We start from the raw sequence: 21097 nt of genomic DNA on the forward strand, positions 1-21097 counted from the left end.
GAATGTTTAAAAATATATTAAAAAGAAATAAAAATAAATTATTATATGCTTTTACAGATGGAGTTAGCGTAGATATAAGTGAAGTTAAAGATGAAGTGTTTTCTCAGAAAATGATGGGCGAAGGTATTGCTATTAAACCAAGTATTAATAAAATATTTTCACCATGTGATGGGACTATTGTTACAATAATGAAGGAAAGCAAGCATGCAATAGGAATAAGAACAGAGGATGGAGTAGAAATTCTAATTCACGTGGGACTTGACACTGTAAATTTGAAAGGTGAAGGCTTTAATTTGTATTGTGAAGAAGAAAAATACGTGAAAAAAGGTGAGTTACTTTTAGAATTCGATAAAGAACTCCTAAAAGAAAAAGGAATAGAAGATATAACAATGCTTATTATTCCAAATTTAAATGGCCATGAAATTCTAAATTTTCATATCGGAGAAATTATGAAAGTTAAAGAAAGCCCTATAATTGAATATAAATAGATATTTATAGAAATAAGCTTCATTGTTATATGGAGCTTATTTTTTTAGCAAATTCTACGTTAAAGCCAGCATTTTATCTTATCACGGCATTATGGGAACGTGGAGTTAAGTGCCTAGAATAAAAAAATGAGTATTCAAGGTGAGTATAAGAATAGATAGAAGAGCAAGATAATCGTAAGAATATATTAGAAATGATATTGACAAAATAATTTATTAATATATAATGAAATTAATAAGACCCCCTACACAGGGGGAGGGGAGGAAGAAATGAGCGAGGAAAGAAAAAAAGCATTACAATCTTTAAAAACAGCGAAGGGTCAAATAGAAGGAATAATAAAAATGATTGAAGATGATAGATATTGCATAGATGTTGCAAATCAATTGATGGCAGTTCAATCTTTAATAAAAAAAGCAGATTTAATGATTTTGCAAGGCCATTTACGTCATTGTGTAAAAGAGGCTTGCTATAACAACAATCCAGATGAGAAAATAGAAGAATTTAATAAAGTTTTAGAAAAGTTACTTTCAAAATAGAACCGATTATTAAGAGATGACAATATGAAATAAAATATAAAAGCATTATTGCATTAATTAAATATAGAGAAAAGTTGTAAATTGCTTAGTGAAGTTAAAATTAGCTTAATGTAAATTTTTAAAGTATATGCTAAATAAGTAAAGAGGTGAAGTATGAATAAAAAAGCATTTAAAATTGAAGGAATGACATGCTCAGCATGTGCAAATAGAGTTGAAAGATTTGTTAAAAAGTTAGAAGGCGTAAATAGCGCAAATGTTAACTTTGCAACAGAAACGCTGAACGTAGAGTTTGATGAAAACAAACTTAATAATGAAAATATAGAAGCAACCGTAGTTAAAGCCGGTTACGGTGTTAAGAAGAATATGAAGACTTATACTTTTAAAGTTGAAGGAATGACATGCTCGGCGTGTGCAAGTAGAGTCGAGAGAGTTACTAAAAAGCTTAAGGGGGTTCAAGATTCTGTTGTTAATTTAGCAACAGAGAAGTTGACTATAAATATAGATGAAGATGAAATTGGATATAGTGAAATTAAAGCTGCTGTAGATAAAGCAGGGTATAAGCTAATTAAGGAAGAAGAGCAAGTTGAAGAAAAGAAAAAACTAGAGGCAAGTCAATTGTTATTAAGGAGATTTATTATATCTCTAATATTTGCAATTCCGCTTTTAGTAATAACTATGGGACATATGTTAGGTATGCCTCTTCCATATATTATTGATTCTATGATGAATCCATTGAATTTTGCTGTGATTCAATTAGTATTAACAATACCTGTAATGATAGCTGGATATAAGTTCTATCTAATTGGAATAAAGAATTTATTTAAACTAAGTCCTAATATGGATTCGTTGATAGCTATAAGTACTTTAGCAGCAGTTTTATATGGAGTATTTGGAATTTATAAAATACAAACAGGCGAAACTGAATATGCTATGCACTTATATTTTGAGTCAGCAGCAGTCATTTTAACTTTAATAACACTTGGAAAATATCTGGAGGCAGTTTCAAAAGGAAGAACATCACAAGCTATTAAAGCACTAATGGGGTTAGCGCCTAAAACTGCAACAATAATAAGAAATAATGCTGAAATTACAATACCTATAGAAGAAGTAATTGTTGGTGATATAGTCTTAGTTAAACCAGGTGAAAAGGTACCTGTAGATGGAGAAATTATTGATGGTAGTACATCTATTGATGAGTCAATGCTTACAGGGGAAAGTATTCCTGTAGAAAAGATAGTAGGAAGCAGCGTAATTGGAGCAAGTATAAATAAAACTGGCTTTATAAAGTATAAAGCAACTAAGGTTGGAAAAGATACTGCACTTGCACAAATAGTTAGGTTAGTTGAAGAAGCACAAGGATCTAAAGCTCCAATAGCTAAACTTGCAGATGTTATATCAGCATATTTTGTGCCAATAGTTATAATGCTAGCAATAATAGCTTCAATAGGATGGTTAATTTCAGGAGAAACAACAATATTCTCTCTAACAATATTTATTGCAGTACTAGTTATAGCTTGCCCATGCGCATTAGGCCTTGCAACTCCAACTGCAATAATGGTTGGAACAGGTAAAGGCGCAGAGAATGGTGTGTTAATTAAAGGCGGTGAAGCGTTAGAAACTACTCATAGTATAAAAACTATAGTATTTGATAAAACTGGGACTATAACAGAAGGAAAACCAGTGGTTACAGATATAATAACAAATGGAATATCGGAAGATGAGATATTAATTTTAGCTGCAAGTAGCGAAAAAGGTTCAGAGCATCCGTTAGGAGAAGCAATAGTTAAAGAAGCAAATGATAAAAACTTGGAACTTAAAGAAATTAAACAATTCAATGCAATTCCAGGACATGGAATAGAAGTTAAGATAGAAGAAAAAAATATTTTACTTGGAAATAAGAAGTTAATGATAGAAAAAAATATTGATATTGCTATGTTTGCAGATGAAAGTGATAGATTAGCAGCTGAAGGTAAGACTCCTATGTATGTAGCAGTTGATAATACATTAAGTGGAATAGTAGCTGTTGCAGATACTGTTAAGCCAAGTAGCAAAAAAGCTATAGAAGCTCTTCATAACATGGGAATAAAGGTAGCTATGATTACTGGAGATAACAAAAAAACTGCAGATGCAATAGCAAAACAAGTTGGAATTGATATAGTGCTAGCTGAAGTATTGCCTGAAGACAAGGCTAATGAAGTCAAAAAGCTTCAAGGAGAGAACATGAAGGTAGCTATGGTTGGGGATGGAATAAATGATGCACCAGCATTAGCTCAATCTAATGTTGGAATTGCAATAGGATCAGGTACTGATGTCGCAATAGAATCAGCAGATATAGTTCTTATGAAAAGCGATTTGATGGATGTTATAACAGCAATAAAACTAAGTAAAGCAACCATTAAAAATATAAAACAAAATTTATTCTGGGCATTTGGATATAACGTACTAGGTATACCAGTTGCTATGGGGATACTTCATGTATTTGGAGGTCCATTATTAAATCCTATGATAGCAGCTGCAGCAATGAGCTTAAGTTCTGTTTCAGTACTTACAAATGCATTAAGACTTAAAAATTTTAAAGCCTAATCAATAAGATATGATGATAAGCAAAAATAGAATATTAGGACATTTCTTAGGTAGTAGATAATTACATCTAGATGCTTGAAGAAAAGTATTTCAAATATCTATATTTTGATTTCTAAATTTTAATCATTAATAAACGGGAGGTAATAGATATGAAAAAGAAAATATTAATTGAAGGAATGAGTTGTGAACATTGTGTTGCTCATGTAAAGGAAGCACTAGAAAATTTGGATAAGGTAACTTCAGTTGAAGTTAGTCTTAAGGACAATTGTGCAACAGTTGAAACTGAAAATAGTAATGAAGAAATAAAAGAAGCTATTGAAGAAGAAGGCTATGATGTAGTTAAAATAGAAGAATAAGACAAATAATATTCTTTCAAAAAATCTGGTTAAACGTAAAATTTCTAAATTTAATGAATTTAAAGAATAGATTAAACAATTTTTATAGATAGTTAACAACAAGGATTTATTTTCCGTGTTGTTAACTATTTATTTTTATTAATTTGAGCTATCTGTTTAACAGTTATAGAAAAAAATAATATGCATATAAAATACTATTACTTATTAATACGTATTAAAACATCATTATAATGTATTGACATTTTTATCTTATAGCAATATTATTCAATTAGTAGAAAAATACTAAAGAATAATACTTCGATAAAATTTAAAGGGGGACAATATATGAAAAAATTTTTATTAAAAAAGTTAATAGTATTTGTGGCAATTAGCAGTATAGCGTTTGGAATTATAGGATGTAGTAGTAACACTAATAGTTCAGGCAAAAATTCAGATGTTAAGTCATCATCATTAAGTGATATAAAATCAAAAGGCAAAATTGTAGTTGGAACGAGTGCTGATTACCCACCATATGAATTTCATAAAGAAATAGATGGTAAGGATCAAATTGTAGGTATTGACGTAAGTATTGCAAAAGAAGTTGCTAAAGATTTAGGTGTAGAACTTGAAATTAAGGATATGGATTTTGATGGACTTCTTGTATCGCTTCAGGCAGGAAAGTCCGATTTAGTATTTGCTGCAATGAATCCAACTGATGAAAGAAGAGAAAATGCTGATTTTTCAGATATATACAATAAAGAGAAAAATATATTTATAGTAAGAAAAGGTGAAGCAGATTCGGTAAAATCAATGGATGATTTGAAAAATAAGAAAATTGGGGTTCAAAAGGGATCAGTTCAAGAAGGCTTAGTAAAAGATAACTTACCAAGTGCGGAAGTGAAGGGATTAGGAAAAGCTACTGACTTAGTACTTGATTTAAAGAATAAAAAAGTTGATGCAATATTACTTGATTCACCAGTGGCTAAATTTAATTGTGATAAAAACAATGATATAGAATTGACTTCTGTAACTATTGAGGCGCAAGAAGATGGAGCAGCGATAGCAATGAGGAAAGGTTCGACTGAATTGCAAACAGAAATCAACAAAACAATAAAAAGATTAAAGGATGAAGGAAAAATTGATGAATTTGTTGTAGAGGCAAATAAGCTAATGGATTAGAGTTAAATAAGATTTGATAAATTACATAATTATTGATGTAGGATATCAATAATGTCTTACATCAATAATTTTATATTCTAATTTTAAGGAGGATAATTTTGAGATTTATATTCTTAGAAAAATATTATGGGTACTTTTTAACAGGCATGTATATAACAATAATGTTAGCAATTTCTGCAGTGACATTTGGGACAATCATTGGATTAAGTCTGACATTCTTAAGAAGATCAGAAATTCCTATTGTAAGGTTTTTAGCAGGAATATACATTGAATTTATCAGGGGAACACCGATTTTAGTACAAATATATATTATTTATATAGGATTACCTAAGTTAACTAATTTAAACTTATCAGATATAGTTATAGGAATAGTTGCACTGTCATTAAATTCGGGAGCTTATGTATCTGAAATAATAAGAGCAGGCATTGATGCTGTAGATAAGGGACAAATGGAAGCGGCTAGAAGTTTAGGAATGAATAAAAGGCTCGCAATGTTTCAAATTGTAATTCCGCAGGCATTTAAGAATGTACTGCCAGCACTTGGAAACGAATTTATTGCAATTATAAAGGATTCATCTATGGTTTCAGTTATAGGAGTTGCAGAACTAATGTATAATGCTGGAATAGTGAGAGGAAATACAGCTTTAGGATTAGAGCCAGTAATAGTTGCAGCTGTCATTTACTTTATGTTAACCTTTACCATGACAAGAGGTCTAGTTTATTTAGAAAGGAAAATGAAGAAGAGTGATATACGTTAATAATTTGCACAAAAGTTTTGGACAAAATAAAGTCTTAAATGGGATAAATGCACATATTTCGAAGGGAGAAGTTGTGGTAGTAATAGGTCCATCAGGCTCAGGAAAAAGCACATTATTGAGATGCTTAAATTTATTGGAAAAGCCTACGTTTGGAGAGGTTATTTTTGAAGGTAAAAATATAATGGCAAAATCAATAGATATAAATAAGATAAGGGAAAGTATGGGAATGGTTTTTCAACAGTTCAACTTATTTCATAATAAGACAGTGTGCGAAAATATTTGCTTGGCACCAATTAAAGTAAAAAATACATCAAAATTAGAGGCAAAGAAAATAGCGTTAGAATTACTTAACAAAGTTGGATTGAGAGAAAAGATAGATTGCTACCCATCATCGCTTTCAGGAGGACAAAGACAAAGAGTAGCTATAGCAAGAACTTTAGCTATGCAACCAAAGGTTATACTATTTGATGAGCCAACATCAGCTTTGGATCCAGAAATGGTAGGAGAAGTTTTAAATGTTATGAAAGAACTTGCAAAAGAAGGAATGACTATGGTGATTGTAACTCACGAAATGGGATTTGCTAAAGAAGTTGGGGATAGGATAATATTTATGGATGAAGGGAAAATTATAGAAACAGGGACTCCGAGGGAAGTATTTAATAGTCCTCAAAGCCCTAGAACAAAAGATTTTTTGTCAAAAATAATTAAATAAGAAAAGTAATTTATTCTCAATATTATTTTAGATAAATTTATAATTTGCTATTGAATATAACGTTATATAATGATATAGTATGTATTAAGGAGGTGTAGTGATGAGCAAATGTAATACTAATATTATTCTAAAATCGAAAAACATTTTTACAGGAATCTCAGATAAGCTTATAGATGGTTATGTTGCTATTTCGGGCAATAAAATTATTGCTATAGAAGAAGGGGATGATTATAAGGATTTAATATCAAGAGAAACTAATTTTATTGATATTGGTGAAAACGTTGTTACTCCGGGGTTTGTGGATACTCACACTTTTTTCACTGGATATGTGATTTATCATATTGGAGTAGATGTCAGCAAAGCAAAATCAATTGATGAATGTATAAGTATTTTGAAAGAGTATGAAAATTTAATTGATAGCAATGCTACGATATTTGGACATGGATGGAATCCTAAGAACTTTGAAAACGTTATGGCACTACAAAAGTTAGATCAGGTATTTCAGGATAGAAGAGTAATAGTTTTTTCAGTTAATAGAGATACTTGTCTTATGAACACAAACGCAATTAAAACATACAAGTTTACACCAGAAGAATGTTATCCAGAGGCTTACTGGAGAATAATGAGAGAGTATTTGAATGATAGAAACTTTATAGACAAGCAATTTAAAGAATATATGAAAATGATGAATAGTAAGGGTGTTACTTCAGTAAAAGAAATGGGTTTTGATGACTATTATGGTTTTACTGATTATTTAGAAGAAAAAGAAAAGAATAAAGAATTATCTCTTAGAATTTCATTTATGTCTCAACCAGTTGGACAAGAAATTAATATTCCATATGGACTAAAAATGAGAGAAAAGTTCAGTAGTGATTTCGTTAAATTTTCAGGATTTAATAGGATGACAGATGGTACAGTTGCAAGTTTAAAAGCAGATTTACTTAAACCATATAAATGTCTAGAGAATGTGAACTGTATCATAGATATTGATTATGATCTAATTGAGAAAGAAGTTTTATTAGCTGATGAATATAATTTTAGATATTCTCTCCATGCGCAAGGTGATGGGGCTGTTCATAGGGTTTTAAATATTTATGAGAAATGTAAACGAAGCCAAGGAAAGTGTATTAACAGGCATGCAATTACTGATATGGAATTTACACATCCAGATGACTTAGAGAGAATGGGTAAGTTAAATGTAATAGCAGAAATTTATCCACAAATAATGTCTTTAGATTTAGAAGTTGAAACAAAAGAAATGATTGAAAAAAATGTAGGGTTTGGACGTGGAAAATACTTTTGGAACCGTAGAAAAATGTTAGATAGCGGCGTAGTTGTATCTTGTGGAACAGATTTACCTCTTATGATAACTAATATACCAGAATCTATATATCATGCTTGTGGTGGATTTTTTGCTGATGGTAAAGAGCCCTATAATAAGCAAAATACTATATCTATCGAAGAATTATTAAAAGCATGGACAATAGGCGGCCAATATAATTGCGGATTTGAAGATAAATTAGGAACTTTAGAAGTAGGAAAATTAGCAGATATTGCTGTACTAAATAGAAACATTTTTAAGACTCAAATGGAAGAAATGAGAGATGTAGAAATTTGCTTAACTATCGTTGATGGTAAAATTGTGCATAATAAACTTTAAAGGTTTGAGGGGGAATATTTTATGGAGCTTATAACAAGGGAACAAGTAGCAGGAATGAACATTCATTATCTATTTTATTCATTAGATTATTTTTTAGATTCTCAAGTAAAAGCAGGTATTAAGACCATTGAACTGTGGCCAGGAGTGCCTCATTTTTTCCTTGATTCTATGACTTATAGTGAATGTAAAATTATAAAGAAGAAAATTGAATCAAGGGGATTACAAGTTAAGATATTAACACCAGAAAATTGCACCTATCAATACCAATTTGCAGCTAAGGAACCTGAACTTTGTGAAAAGAGTTTTAAGTATTTTAGTAATGCAATAAAAGTGGCTGGGGAATTAGGTTGCGAAATTATGGCTATAAACTCCGGATGGGGTTATCTAAATGAAGATAGAGAAGAAGCGTGGAAGCGCTCATCAAATATGCTTTCAAGATTATCAGATGTTGCTAGTAGAGAAGGGATAAAGTTAGCAATGGAGTCCTTAAGACCAGAAGAATCACAACTTGTAATTACTCTTAATGATGCAAAAAGAATGTTCGATGAAATAAATCATCCAAATTTAAAAGTAATGATAGATACTATAGCGATAGGAGTAGCGGGAGAAACAATACAGCAATGGTTTGATGTATTTAAGAATGATATAATACACACTCATTTTGTTGACGGAAATCCATATGGACACTTAATTTGGGGTGATGGTAAGTACGATCAGGAAGGTTTTTTAAAGATTTTAAAGGATAATGGGTATAAAGGGTATTTGGGTCAGGAAATTACAGAGTTTAGCTACTTTAAAGATCCAGCATCGCATGATATACGAAATATGACATCGTTTGAAAGATTTATGTTCAAGTAATAGGAGAATAGTATTTCCAACAACTTATGTTTTTATAAAGAAATCATATATAAAGCTTTAATATAAGAATAAGTTGCATTGCATCTTATAATACGTTATAATACGTATTATAAGATGTGGATAAAACAAACATTTATTTTAAGATTATTGGTAATTATATAGGTAATGTTATTGCGAGATAATTACGCAATGTTAAAAGAAATAAATTGATTATTAATAGGAGTGATTAATATGTTTAGTAAAAAGTTAAAAATGCCACATACTTATACGTTACTCTTTGGGTTAATAATTTTGATAGCATTATTAACGTGGATTATACCTAGTGGACAGTTTCAAAAAGAAGATCAGATTGTATCAGGAATGACTAAAAGTGTAATAGTAGCTGATACATATGAACAAGTTCCTAAAATTGATGCAGAAGGAAAAGACTTAAGACAAGGACCTTTTGATGTATTGATGGCTCCAAGTAAAGGAATACAGAAATCAGTTGAAGTTATAGCATTTATTTTTGTATTAGGAGGATCATTTTCAATACTAATGAAAACAGGAGCAATTGATTCTGGAGTTTCAGTTGTAGCAAGAAAGTTTCAAGGAAAAGAAAAGATTATTATAGTACTTATGATGACACTTATTGGAATTGGAGGATCAGTAATAGGAACTAGTGAAGAAACCATACCTTTTTATATGGTATTTATTCCATTAATGATGAGTTTTGGCTATGATTCATTAACAGCTATAATGATGATATTTTTAGCATCACAAGTTGGATATGTTGGAGCAACATTAAATCCATTTTCAGTACTTGTGGCGCAGGGAGTAGCAGGAATACAAGGAAATCCACAATTGTGGTTTAGAGCAATTCAATTTGTTGTTTATATGATTATAACGATAACTTTTGTTTTGCTGTATGCAAAGAATGTTAAAAACGATCCTAAAAAATCCTTAGTTTATGAAGAAGATTTAGCAAACAGAGATTTCTTTTTAGCAAATAGAGAATCATTAGATAAAGTTGAATTTACAGGTAGGCATAAGGTTATACTAATTGGATTTGCTGTAAGCATGGGAATAATGATTTGGGGATTACTTGAAAAAGGATTTTATATGAATGAGATTGCAGCAATTTTCTTAATGCTTGGTTTATTTTCTGGAATTGTTGCTAGATTTTCAGAAAAAGACATGGCTGAAACCTTTGTAGAAGGCTGTAAGGATTTTGCATACCCTGCAGTAATAATAGGTATAGCAAGTGCGATTCTTGTAATAGCTGAGGATGGCATGATAATAGATACTATTTTAAATACTTTAGCAAATAGTTTAAAAGGAATGCCGGTAGCTGTATTTACAACAATAATGCTTTTTGTACAAAATATTATTGCATTATTCGTTCCATCATCATCAGGGCAAGCAGCTTTAACAATGCCTCTTATGGCTCCACTTGGAGAATTAATACATGTTAATAAAGAAGCAATTGTTACTACTTATCAAGCAGGAAATGGATTAACTAATATGATATCACCGACAGGTGGGGTTTTAATGGCTGCACTTGGAATTGGAAGAATAAGTCTTTCTAAATGGATTAAATCTGTAGCAAAGATAGTGATTGTATTAGAAGTAACTGCAGCAATATTCTGTGCAATATCGGCGTATTTGCCAATATAAAAATAAAACAGCATAAAATCATAAAATGATTTAAATATAAAAGATTATAAATATTAGGAGGAATAACAATGAATATTAGAGAAATCGTAGGAAAAATCAAATCAAGTAAGGAAGACGGAATAAAGGAAGTGTTCTTAGTAGCATGTGGTGGGTCTTTAGTAGATATGTATTCATCACAATATTTTTTACAAAGTGAAGCAAGAGAATTAAGAGTTTTATCATATACAAGTAATGAATTTGTACATGCGACACCAAAATCATTAGGAAAAAATTCGGTAGTAATAGCATGCTCACATGGTGGAAATACTCCTGAAACAGTCGAAGCAGCTAAAGTAGCTAGAGAGAAAGGGGCAGCGACTATAACATTAACACATAATAAAGATGCAGATTTAATTAAGTATGCAGATTACAATATCCTTTACGAATGGGGAAATGATACAAGCGTAGAAGACAATCCAATGGCAATAATTCTAAATATAGCAGTCGAAATATTAAATCAAACAGAAGTTTATGAAGGATATAATAAATTTATGGAAGGTTTAAAGATTGTAAATGATGTTGTAAAAAGAGGCCAAGGTTTAGTTGCAGAAAGAGCAAAGAAATATGCAGAAAAATATAAAGATGAGCCAATAACATATGTATTAGGAAGCGGAGCATCATATGGTCATGCCTATGGATTCTCAATATGTTCACTAATGGAAATGCAATGGATGAACGCATCAGCAGTGCACTCAGGTGAGTACTTCCATGGACCATTTGAAGTAACTGATAAGGAAACACTATATTTATTATTAATGAATGAAGGTAGAACTAGAGAATTAGATGAAAGAGCACTTAAATTCCTAAATAAATATGGTGCAAAAGTTGAAGTCGTTGATTGCAAAGAACTTGGAATTAGTGTAATTGATAGTTCAGTAGTTGAATTCTTTAATCCTATAGTATTCTATAGCATTTTATGTGTGTATAGGGAAGAATTAGCAAAACTTAGAAACCATGATTTAGATACCAGAAGATATATGGGAAAAGTTGAATATTAAAATATTTAAGTGTAGGAGAAGATATTATGGTAAAAGTTATTGGGTTAGGAGATAACGTTGTAGATAAATATGAGCATATTAGAACAATGTATCCAGGTGGAAATGCATTAAATTTTGCAGCTTATGCAAAAAAAATAGGAATAAATTCAGCATTTTTAGGTGCATTTGGATCAGATGCTGAAGCAGATCATGTTCAAAATACAATTCATGAACTTGGCTTAGATATTTCAAAGTGCAGACATTTTAATGGAGAAAATGGATGCGCAAGAGTAACTCTAGAAGATGGTGATAGAGTTTTTCTTGGAAGCAATGAAGGTGGAGTTTTAAGAGAAAATGGATTAAATCTTACGCAAGATGATTTAGAATATATTAAAACCTTCGATTTAGTACATGCGGGTTTATACGGATATACTGAGCCAGAACTTGATAAAATAAAAGAATTAAACATTCCAATATCTTTTGATTTCTCTGATGATTTTACAATTGAGGAAGTTGAAAGAATTGCTCCTAAAGTAGATTTTAGCTTCTTCTCATGTAGTCATTTAAAGACTGATGAAATGCTTAATCTAATAATGAAAGCTTATAAGCTTGGAAGTAAAATAGTAGTAGTTACTATGGGAGAAAAAGGTGCATTGTTATATGATGGAACTAAGTTCTATTCACAAGAGCCAGAGCTTGTTGAAGCTGTAGATACAATGGGAGCAGGGGATTCATTTTTAACAGCATTCCTAGTAAATTATATAAGTAACGTCAAAGAAAATAAATTAGATAGGGAAATAATAATTAAAGAAAGTCTAAATGAAGCTGCCATATTTTCAGCTAAAACATGCTTAGTAGAAGGTTCATTTGGATATGGTAAAAAATATTAATTAAAAGTATAGTGGCTGTTGAATATTGATTATTTAATCATTAATATCCAACAGCCATTTTAAGATCACTGGAATAAAGCAAAAAATTCATACTATCAGAACAATAGATTAATTGAAGTTTTAAAAATGTTGTGATAGTATATAATTAATATTATAGATATTTAAAAGGAGTCTTTATATGCTAATACAAGATAATATTATTCCTTTATATCAACAATTAGCGGATATTATACGTAATTCAATAACGAGCGGAGAGTTAAAATATGGAGATAAGATTCCAACAGAAGTTGAGTTAAGTGAAAAATATAATGTTAGTAGGATAACAGTACGTGCAGCTATAAATGAATTAGTTGAGTCAGGTTTTCTTATAAAAAAGCAAGGAAAAGGAACATTTGTAAGTAAGCCAAAAGTTCAGAGGAAAATTGAGTATTTATCTAGTTTTACTGCCGCTTGTGAGGCCAGCGGCTTGAAAGTAACCAATGAAATAATTAAAAGAGAGATAGTGGAGCCAGAAATAGAAGACATTAGAGATTTAGAACTAGATGATGATGATAAGTTAATATATATTCAAAGGGTTAGACTTGCAGGTGGGGAACCATTAATGCTAGAAAATAACTATTTTTCTTTTAAAAGGTTTAATTTTTTACTAACAGAGGATTTAAATGGGTCGCTATATGAATTATTAAGGAATAAATATGATATAAATCCATCTGATTCACCTAACTCAGGAAAGGATCATACCACAATAGAAATTGCAAAAGCTATGGATGAAGAGGCTGCGCTATTGATGGTGCAAAAGGGTGAACCCTTGTTTTATATAAAGACTGTTATTTATGATGATAAGAATAGACCAGTACATATAGGAAAACAGTATGTTATAGGCGAAAGATATAAATTCGTAATATCATAGTATAAATTTATTAAAGAGAAGAGCGTTGAAAGATAAGTCCAACGCTCTTCTCTTTGAATTAAAATCTACATATATATGTTGCAATTCACAATGCACATTTCATATATTTTATGCTAGGGATTGAGATACTTTATTAAATGCATAGTCCATTGCACTTTCTAAATTTGAATTATTTTTTCCTGCTCCTTGAGCTTGGAAAGGACTTCCGCCGCCTTTTCCATCGATAAGAGATATAGCATCTTTTAAAAGTTCATTCATTTTGATATCTTTAATGTCTTTAGAACAAGCAAATAATAGATTTACTTTTTCATCAGATTTTACTGCCATTAGAGCTACTGTGTTCTCATTTTCGATAAGCTTAGAAGTAAGGTTATTCACATACTTTAGGTTTTCACCATCAAATATTTGTTTAATTACTTTAACATTATTTATTTTAGCTGCATTTTCAAGAATTTCCTTAACTTGATATTTAGCTAGTAGAATGTTAAGATTTTTATTTGTTTCATTAGCTTCACGAAGATTTTGATTTAAGTTCTTTATACCATTTATAGCTTCATTTTCATTACAACTTAAATATCTGCATATAGAAGTTTGAAATTCATCTTTCTTAAAAGAATCAGAAATAGCACGTTCGCCAGCTAGAAACTCTATTCTTGTTCCCTCTTTATGTTTCTCAAATTTTTTTATTTTAATAAGTCTTAAGTCAAGAGTAGATGTAGGGTGGAGTCCGCAGCAAGCATTAATATCAAAATCTCCTATTTTTACGATTCTAATATCCTCTTCAGTATTTGGAAGAGCACGTCTAAGAGATAACTTTTTAAGTTCGGCTTTAGTTGGAACAAAAGATTCTACAGGTAAGGCATCCCCTATAACTTTATTAGCAAGTCTTTCTGCTTCTCTAACTTGTTCTTCAGTTAAGACACCATAAATATCTACTGTGCTTATATCAGAACCTAGGTGAATAGCAAAAGTATTAGCGTTAAAAAGGTTGAAGAAAGATCCTGATAAAACATGTTGACCTAAATGCTGATGCATACCATCTTGTCTTCTATCCCAATCAATTGAACATTTAACCTTATGTATCTTGAGTGGTTTCTTTTCAACCACATGATAAACAATTTCCTCTTTTTCGTATACATCAATAACTTTTTGATCTTCTAGAGTTCCAATATCACAGCTTTGTCCGCCACCTCCTGGGAAAAATGCTGTTTTATCCAATATAACATGAAATTTATTATCAATTTCTTTTATATCAACAATTTCAGCAGTAAATTCTTTAAGGTATCGATTATCATAATATAATTTTTCCATATGTAAATTAGCCTCCTAAAATATAATAATATCTAAGGCTCAGCTATAAATAATTTTTATAGTTTGTTTAACCTGAGTCTAAGAAAAGTTCAATAATATCATTATAGCAGATAGTTCATTAATATTGCATTTTTAAGAATCAAGAAATAGGTACAAAATTTCCTTAAAAATTATTATTACCCTATAGTAGAAGTTTTTTACGGGATAAAAGAGTTAAGCCCTACAAATAATATTAGTACTTTAGGTGTACAAAAAGATATGTATCTTTTATGCATTGATATTTAGAAGAGGTGATTAATATGAATGTAGTGTTTTATCTGGTATTTAATTTTATATTTCATTCATTTATAGGGTGGATATTAGAGGAAGGTTATAGCTTTTCAACTACAAAAAAGTTTCAAGAAGATGGTTTCTTAATAGGACCATTTAAGCCGATGTACGGAATGGCAGTTATGTTTCTCATAATATGCAATGAACTGTTAGAGATTTCTGGAATTCCATTAATATTATTATGTTTCTTAATACCAACGACAGTAGAATATATAAGTGGGTATATACTTAAGCACTCTTTTAACAAAGTATACTGGGATTATTCTGAATTTAGGTATAATATTCATGGATTTGTCACTCTTAGATTCTCTATATATTGGATGGTGCTTAGCCTTATTGGTCTTTATTATTTGCAACCCAGTTTATATGAGTTATATATGGAGAATATGAAAATTATTAATATCTTTGTAGTTTTAGGAGGCTCTATATTATTAATAGACCTATATATAACTGTAAAGAAATTAGAATATGAGAAGCTTAGAATGATACAGTAATTTTATTGAAAAAATAATAGAAATCATATTTTTATAAAAAATAGATATAAATATTATTTGAGTAATATTTATATCTACCTAAATTATATAATTTATTATTTTAAATTATATAGAGAAGCTAACTTATCAAAAGCAGGCAAAGATTTTTCTATTTTCTCATATGAAGTGCAGTAAGCTAATCTTACGTGTCCAGGGCATCCAAACGAAGAGCCTGGAACAAGTAATAAATTAAATTGTTTTGCATCTTCGCAGAACTTTTTATCATCATCGATTGGTGATTTTGGAAATAAGTAAAATGCACCTTGTGGTTTAACACAAGTGAAACCAAGAGATATCAAATGATTATATAAAAGATCACGATTTTTCTTATAAATATTTACATCCACTTCAGCATCTAAGGATTTTGCAATTACCCTCTGGAATAAAGATGGAGCATTTACAAATCCTAAAATTCTAGTTGCAATATTTAGTGAAGCCATCATATCTGTAAAATCAGCCATAGATGAGTTGGCAACTACATAACCAATACGTTCACCAGGCAAAGATAAAGATTTACTATAAGAGTACCCAATGAAAGTATTATCATAATATTTTAAAATACAAGGGACTTCAATATCATCATAAACAATTTCTCTGTATGGTTCATCAGAGATCAAATATATTGATGTATTAAATTCTTCTTGCTTATTATTAAGTAACGTTGCTAAGTCTTTTATTATTTTCTCTGAGTAAATAACACCGGTAGGATTATTTGGGTTGTTTATTATTAAAGCTTTTGTTCTAGGAGTAATAACCTCACTTAAAGCCTTTAAGTCAGGCTCAAAAGTTTCAGTATTAGTAGGACAAGTTACTAGTTTACCATCAAAATTTTTTACATAGTTCCCGTATTCTCCAAAGTAAGGAGAAAAAGTAATAATTTCGTCATCTGGATTTAATATAGATTTTAGGATTATATTTAATCCGCCTGCAGCCCCACAAGTCATAACAATATTATCTTTAGAAAGTGTTAAATTATGTTTTCTGTTTATAAAATTACTTATATTTGTTCTAACATCATCATAGCCAGAATTGTTCATATAACCATGTACTAAATTTGGTGTTTCTTCATTCAAGATTTCAAAGATAACTTCCTTTACTTTACTTGGAGGTTCAACATTTGGATTCCCTATACTATAATCGAAAACATTTTCTTCTCCATATATTTCTGATAATCTTTTTCCTTCTTCAAACATAGCTCTTATAATGGAATTATTTGCAACAAGAGATTTCATTTTATTTGATATCATTTCTAGCCCCCCGATTTATATTTAAATTTTATTCTAATTTTTGAAAGTACATTCAATTTGATTGATATATATAGTTTATCACATTTTGTAATAATAATTAATAACACAGTTATTTATTTAGGAATATATTACAATTAAATTTACATAATTTTAGTTTTAAATTATAACTCAAAATGTAAAACCTATTCATAATATTGCAAAAATAATTTTTCATTATAATTCTAAAATATTACAAAAGTTTTACTCGAAATTGTGAATTTCAATATATAAATATATAAAGTTATTTCTAAAATATAATATGTATCTTAGTGAACGCTTAGAAATTATATTATATGTTGCAATACTAATTTAAGTTTAGTGAAGCTTAAAATAACGTTAAACTTTAATCAATATGGTTGAAAATAAAAAAATCGCATGATATGCTAATATGTGTACAAAAAAGTAGAAATTTTACATTAAGTATTAAAATATGGTAGAACGATTACAGTGTAGCATAGTTACTATAGATTAATATAAGATTATATTAATTAACCAGTAGTATTGACTATGTCCAGAGAATCTTTTTGGCATTAGCTAATTGTAGTCGTTAAAAATCAAAGTATATATGATTTTAATAAAATTAAGTATAAGTATTAATTAGATGACAAAGTAGAAAGAAGGGGTGTTTTAAATGAACGAAGACAAAAAAATCAGTTTATTACAGTCTGTTGGAGTGAAAATTTTCTCTGGATATTTCATAATGGCATTAGTTGGAATTGGGATAGGAATAGGGATAAAAACTAGTACGACACTTACGGCTATAGCTGTAGGAATTGCCGTTATATTAGGGGGCGTATTTGTAGTTACAACATTAGGTAAAATAATTACACCACTACATGAAATAAAGAAGTTAGCAGAAAGAATGAGCGAATATGATATTTCAACTAATATTACAATTACAAGAAAAGATGAATTTGGATTTATAGGACAAGCTTTAAATAAAGCTCAGGATAATTTAAGGCATATGATAGAAGTGTGTGCAGATAACGCAACAAATGTGTCCGCTTTAAGTGAAGAAGCATCTGCGGTTGTTCAAGAAATATCAACTAGTTTGGAAAATATAAATTTAGAGTTTGAAAAAATCGATTCAAAAACACAAGATAATAGTAGCAATGTTGAAGAAGTATATGCATCAATTCAACAAGTAAATGCCAATATGGAAGAATTAGAAGCACAAGCGGAAAAGGGTAATGATAATTCAAATGGTATAAAGGAAAGAGCTAAGGCTGTAGAAAAAAATAGCAAAAGAGCAATTGAAAATACAGCACTTGTATATAACCAAAAGGAAGAACATATAAAGAAAGCAATAGAAGAATCAAAGGTAGTAGAAGAGATAAAAGTAATGGCGGACTCAATAGCTAGTATAGCAGAGCAAACTAATTTGTTAGCATTGAATGCAGCAATCGAGGCTGCTAGAGCGGGTGAATCAGGTAAGGGGTTTGCAGTTGTTGCGGAGGAAGTGAGAAAGCTTGCAGAGGAGTCAGCATCATCTGTAATTACTATACAAAATACTATAGAAAGAGTAGAAAAAGCATTTAATAATCTTTCAGAGAATAGTAAAGAGATAATTGGCTTTATTAAAACTAATGTAAAAGAAGATTTAGAAGGATACGGAAGTATCGCTTTACAATATACTAAAGATGGTGAGTTTGTAAGTGCAATGTCTAAAAAAATAGCTGAGATGTCTGAACATGTAAATGCATCAATTGAACAGGTTAGTGCAGCTATATCAAATACTGCAAAAAATTCTGAGGAGGTTTCCGGTAGTACACATAGCATACAACAGGGAATAGATGATACATCAACTGCTATGAAACAAGTAGTTGAAACAATAAGTAAGGAAGCTATTAAGGCAGAAGAACTAAGCAGTATTATTTCAAAGTTTAAACTATAGGATATATAACATAATGCACAATGAACAATTAGTATAAGATTGTCATTGTGCATTAAAATTTTACTTTATATTAAGATTTCCACTTTCAGTAGTAATATTTATAAGAGAACTTTCATCGCCGGAAGATAATTTATCGTTAGGAGAATTTAAGCTTCCAGATTTCGTTTCGTAGTTTATTTTATAGCCTGAGCTTTCTGGTATAGATAAGTGTATGGATCCAGAATGAGAGCTTAAAGACATATTGTTCAAGGAATCAATTATTCTCAAATTGATATCTCCAGATAAAGTATTTCCATTTATACTTCCTAAGTTACCATTTCCAATAATATCACCAGAAGAAGAAGATAGTTTGGTTTCAGTTGATGTTTCTATATTATCAAAGGTTATATTTCCGTTGGAACTATTTAAGTCTAAATAATTTAAAAATGAATCTGAAAGAGATATAGATCCACTAGTAGATGAAAGATTAAGTGTATTTAATGATAAGCTAGAAATATTTATATCGCCGCTGCTTGTGGTTATTTTTAAAGTGCTCTTATCTTTAAAATTATAAGGTATACTTACTGAAATACTTGCGTCACTGGGAGTATCATATCTAGCGTTGAAAGCTAATCTATTACCACTTTGAATTTCATACAAGTCATTAGAAATATTATTGTTGCTTTTGATTTGAATTTTTAAATCATCACCATCATAATCAACGACTTTAATATCTTGCGAGTTTAAGCTGAAGTCGATCTCATTGACATTATCATTTAGGACATAATCTTTAGACAGATATGAAGTATTAAAATCCAAGTTGAAATTGTTAAAATTCAAATTATGTTCCAAGGCACTGGGGCTTAGATGAAGTTCATCGGCGTAGTTAGAAAGTTTGTAGCCACTTTGAACTAGAGCAATGCATCCAGAAGTATAAAATGTAATGGATAGAAGTAATAGTATTAACATAAATATCTTCATATTAGAAGAAATGAATTTCTTTTTCATAGCGACTCCCCACCTTTAAACTTTAAGAACTTATATGTTTTAGCCAAAATTAATATGAGAAATTTGCAGAGATAGAAAAATATAATCATTAAAAGCAGTGATAATGAGAGTGAACCTAAAGAAAATAGTACTATTACCGGGTATGGAAAATTCGAGACAAATGCTGGAATATTAGGTAGCGTAAAAAAGTTTGTAAAAGTTCCACCAATTAGTACTCCAATACTAGCGATAAAAATACTTATTGCTATTCCCAAGAGTCCGATAAAGCAGCCAATAACACCAGTTATAACTGGAAAGAATATTACTAAAGATAAGATTACAATAAAAAATTTTAAGATAATATTTATGTTGAAGTTAGAAATCTTATTTTTAGATTTATTATTAAAAATACTCATTATTTGACGCATATTAAAATTAAATTCTGAAATGAAGGAAATATGATTACTGCGTTTAAAGTTATTCTCATTATTGATATTATATTTTGATTCTTTTAATTCAGCACATTTATAATTGCTTTTTTGAATATCAAGTGATATATTTTCATTATGAAGGTCATAAAAACAATCATTTGAAGCATAAGAATTATTAGACTTAAAATCATTAAAGTTGGAATCAGTTTTTAAATCATTCTTGTTTTCTGAATAGATATTACTGAACTTTTTATTAGTTTTAAAATTGTGACATGCATTGATATGTTTATTATCAGTGCTCACATCAGTGGCATCTATGTTAGAAATCTCGTCGCTAGTTTCAGTGCTAGCATTATTAGTTAAATTATCTAAGGTAATGGTAATATGCAAATGTTCATTTCTAAGTTTATTAACTATTAAATTAGGATCACCTAATTCCTTTGCTATATCGTCTTCTGTTCTTCCAACAGTTAATCTAGTTTTAAAGTAATTTTCATAATAAGAAATAATATCTTGCAGCTTTATTTCAGGAAAGTCTTTTAAACCATCCATTAAAATGTTAAAAAATTCATTTTGGGTCATTGCAATAAATCTCCTTTTACCTAACTTCAGAATATATTTCCTGATTAAAAGTATATGATAGGAATGAAAAGACCACAAGATATTACTTTATACTTTAATGTTTTATTAAGGTGTTGTAACTTAGAAATTAACAAAGTATTAAGAAATTCTTAAGGATGCCCATAGTATTTTATTGGTAGTGTTAT

Annotated in this window: 19 protein-coding genes; 15 read left to right on the forward strand and 4 right to left on the reverse strand. The window is 29.8% G+C overall.

The genetic code is table 11. The annotated features are described in order from the left end of the window. The first annotated feature begins 2 nt into the window (after positions 1–2). The 13 genes from L3B96_RS02205 (at position 3) to L3B96_RS02265 (ending at position 13579) form a co-directional block, all read left to right on the forward strand. Positions 3–488: a PTS glucose transporter subunit IIA gene (locus tag L3B96_RS02205; RefSeq protein ID WP_023976999.1), complete on the forward strand. Its 486-nt coding sequence runs from the start codon at positions 3–5 to the stop codon at positions 486–488. A gap of 267 nt (positions 489–755) precedes the next feature. Then, positions 756–1022 carry a metal-sensing transcriptional repressor gene (locus L3B96_RS02210; protein ID WP_012060955.1) on the forward strand — a complete coding sequence of 89 codons (267 nt, stop codon included), beginning with the start codon at positions 756–758 and terminating at the stop codon, positions 1020–1022. 153 nt (positions 1023–1175) lie between these two features. Further along, the gene (locus L3B96_RS02215; RefSeq protein WP_238858682.1) at positions 1176–3605 is read left to right on the forward strand and encodes a heavy metal translocating P-type ATPase; all 2430 of its coding nucleotides are present in this window, start codon (positions 1176–1178) and stop codon (positions 3603–3605) included. Between the two features lie 149 nt (positions 3606–3754). Continuing rightward, on the forward strand, positions 3755–3961 hold the full coding sequence (locus L3B96_RS02220; protein WP_012060953.1) for a cation transporter: 207 nt from the start codon (positions 3755–3757) through the stop codon (positions 3959–3961). Between the two features lie 324 nt (positions 3962–4285). After that, positions 4286–5119, forward strand: a complete 834-nt coding sequence (locus tag L3B96_RS02225) for a transporter substrate-binding domain-containing protein (RefSeq protein WP_077309779.1) — start codon at positions 4286–4288, stop codon at positions 5117–5119. 98 nt (positions 5120–5217) lie between these two features. Then, positions 5218–5877 (forward strand): amino acid ABC transporter permease, encoded by a 660-nt coding sequence (locus L3B96_RS02230; protein ID WP_077854554.1) that lies wholly within the window; start codon positions 5218–5220, stop codon positions 5875–5877. After that, positions 5864–6589, forward strand: a complete 726-nt coding sequence (locus L3B96_RS02235; RefSeq protein ID WP_238858683.1) for an amino acid ABC transporter ATP-binding protein — start codon at positions 5864–5866, stop codon at positions 6587–6589. The genes L3B96_RS02230 and L3B96_RS02235 overlap by 14 nt, the downstream gene beginning before the upstream one ends. 100 nt (positions 6590–6689) lie before the next feature. Further along, positions 6690–8249 carry an amidohydrolase family protein gene (locus L3B96_RS02240; RefSeq protein WP_077854556.1) on the forward strand — a complete coding sequence of 520 codons (1560 nt, stop codon included), beginning with the start codon at positions 6690–6692 and terminating at the stop codon, positions 8247–8249. 21 nt (positions 8250–8270) lie between these two features. Then, positions 8271–9107: a sugar phosphate isomerase/epimerase family protein gene (locus L3B96_RS02245; protein ID WP_238858684.1), complete on the forward strand. Its 837-nt coding sequence runs from the start codon at positions 8271–8273 to the stop codon at positions 9105–9107. A 231-nt stretch (positions 9108–9338) separates the two neighbouring features. After that, entirely contained in the window at positions 9339–10763 is a 1425-nt protein-coding gene (locus L3B96_RS02250) for a Na+/H+ antiporter NhaC family protein (RefSeq protein WP_238858685.1), read from the forward strand. A 68-nt stretch (positions 10764–10831) separates the two neighbouring features. Then, positions 10832–11800, forward strand: a complete 969-nt coding sequence (locus L3B96_RS02255) for an SIS domain-containing protein (protein WP_077854558.1) — start codon at positions 10832–10834, stop codon at positions 11798–11800. 23 nt (positions 11801–11823) lie between these two features. Continuing rightward, complete coding sequence (locus L3B96_RS02260) at positions 11824–12669, forward strand: fructoselysine 6-kinase (protein WP_338108726.1); 846 nt, start codon at positions 11824–11826, stop codon at positions 12667–12669. Between the two features lie 178 nt (positions 12670–12847). After that, positions 12848–13579 (forward strand): GntR family transcriptional regulator, encoded by a 732-nt coding sequence (locus L3B96_RS02265; protein WP_077854560.1) that lies wholly within the window; start codon positions 12848–12850, stop codon positions 13577–13579. Positions 13580–13687: 108 nt separating this feature from the next. On the opposite strand, the gene L3B96_RS02270 is transcribed toward L3B96_RS02265, so the two are convergent. Continuing rightward, on the reverse strand, positions 13688–14890 hold the full coding sequence (locus L3B96_RS02270; protein WP_077854561.1) for a DHHA1 domain-containing protein: 1203 nt from the start codon (positions 14888–14890) through the stop codon (positions 13688–13690). 299 nt (positions 14891–15189) lie between these two features. On the opposite strand from L3B96_RS02270, the gene L3B96_RS02275 reads away from it, so the two are divergent. Continuing rightward, positions 15190–15714 carry a putative ABC transporter permease gene (locus tag L3B96_RS02275; protein WP_238858686.1) on the forward strand — a complete coding sequence of 175 codons (525 nt, stop codon included), beginning with the start codon at positions 15190–15192 and terminating at the stop codon, positions 15712–15714. Between the two features lie 95 nt (positions 15715–15809). Here L3B96_RS02275 and L3B96_RS02280 read toward each other — a convergent pair whose 3' ends face one another. After that, positions 15810–17000 (reverse strand): pyridoxal phosphate-dependent aminotransferase, encoded by a 1191-nt coding sequence (locus L3B96_RS02280; protein ID WP_238858687.1) that lies wholly within the window; start codon positions 16998–17000, stop codon positions 15810–15812. A 670-nt stretch (positions 17001–17670) separates the two neighbouring features. On the opposite strand from L3B96_RS02280, the gene L3B96_RS02285 reads away from it, so the two are divergent. Next, positions 17671–18933: a methyl-accepting chemotaxis protein gene (locus L3B96_RS02285; RefSeq protein ID WP_238858688.1), complete on the forward strand. Its 1263-nt coding sequence runs from the start codon at positions 17671–17673 to the stop codon at positions 18931–18933. A 60-nt stretch (positions 18934–18993) separates the two neighbouring features. Here L3B96_RS02285 and L3B96_RS02290 read toward each other — a convergent pair whose 3' ends face one another. Together L3B96_RS02290 and L3B96_RS02295 are read right to left on the reverse strand one after the other, a co-directional pair. Then, a complete protein-coding gene (locus tag L3B96_RS02290; RefSeq protein WP_238858689.1) occupies positions 18994–19920 on the reverse strand; it encodes a DUF4097 family beta strand repeat-containing protein in 927 nt (308 codons plus the stop codon). Then, on the reverse strand, positions 19917–20912 hold the full coding sequence (locus L3B96_RS02295) for a DUF1700 domain-containing protein (RefSeq protein ID WP_012060942.1): 996 nt from the start codon (positions 20910–20912) through the stop codon (positions 19917–19919). Before L3B96_RS02295 ends, L3B96_RS02290 begins: the two co-directional genes overlap by 4 nt. Positions 20913–21097 lie beyond the last annotated feature (185 nt).

It is taken from the genome of Clostridium sp. YIM B02569, from assembly GCF_022320765.1.
Taxonomy (GTDB): domain Bacteria; phylum Bacillota; class Clostridia; order Clostridiales; family Clostridiaceae; genus Clostridium; species Clostridium beijerinckii.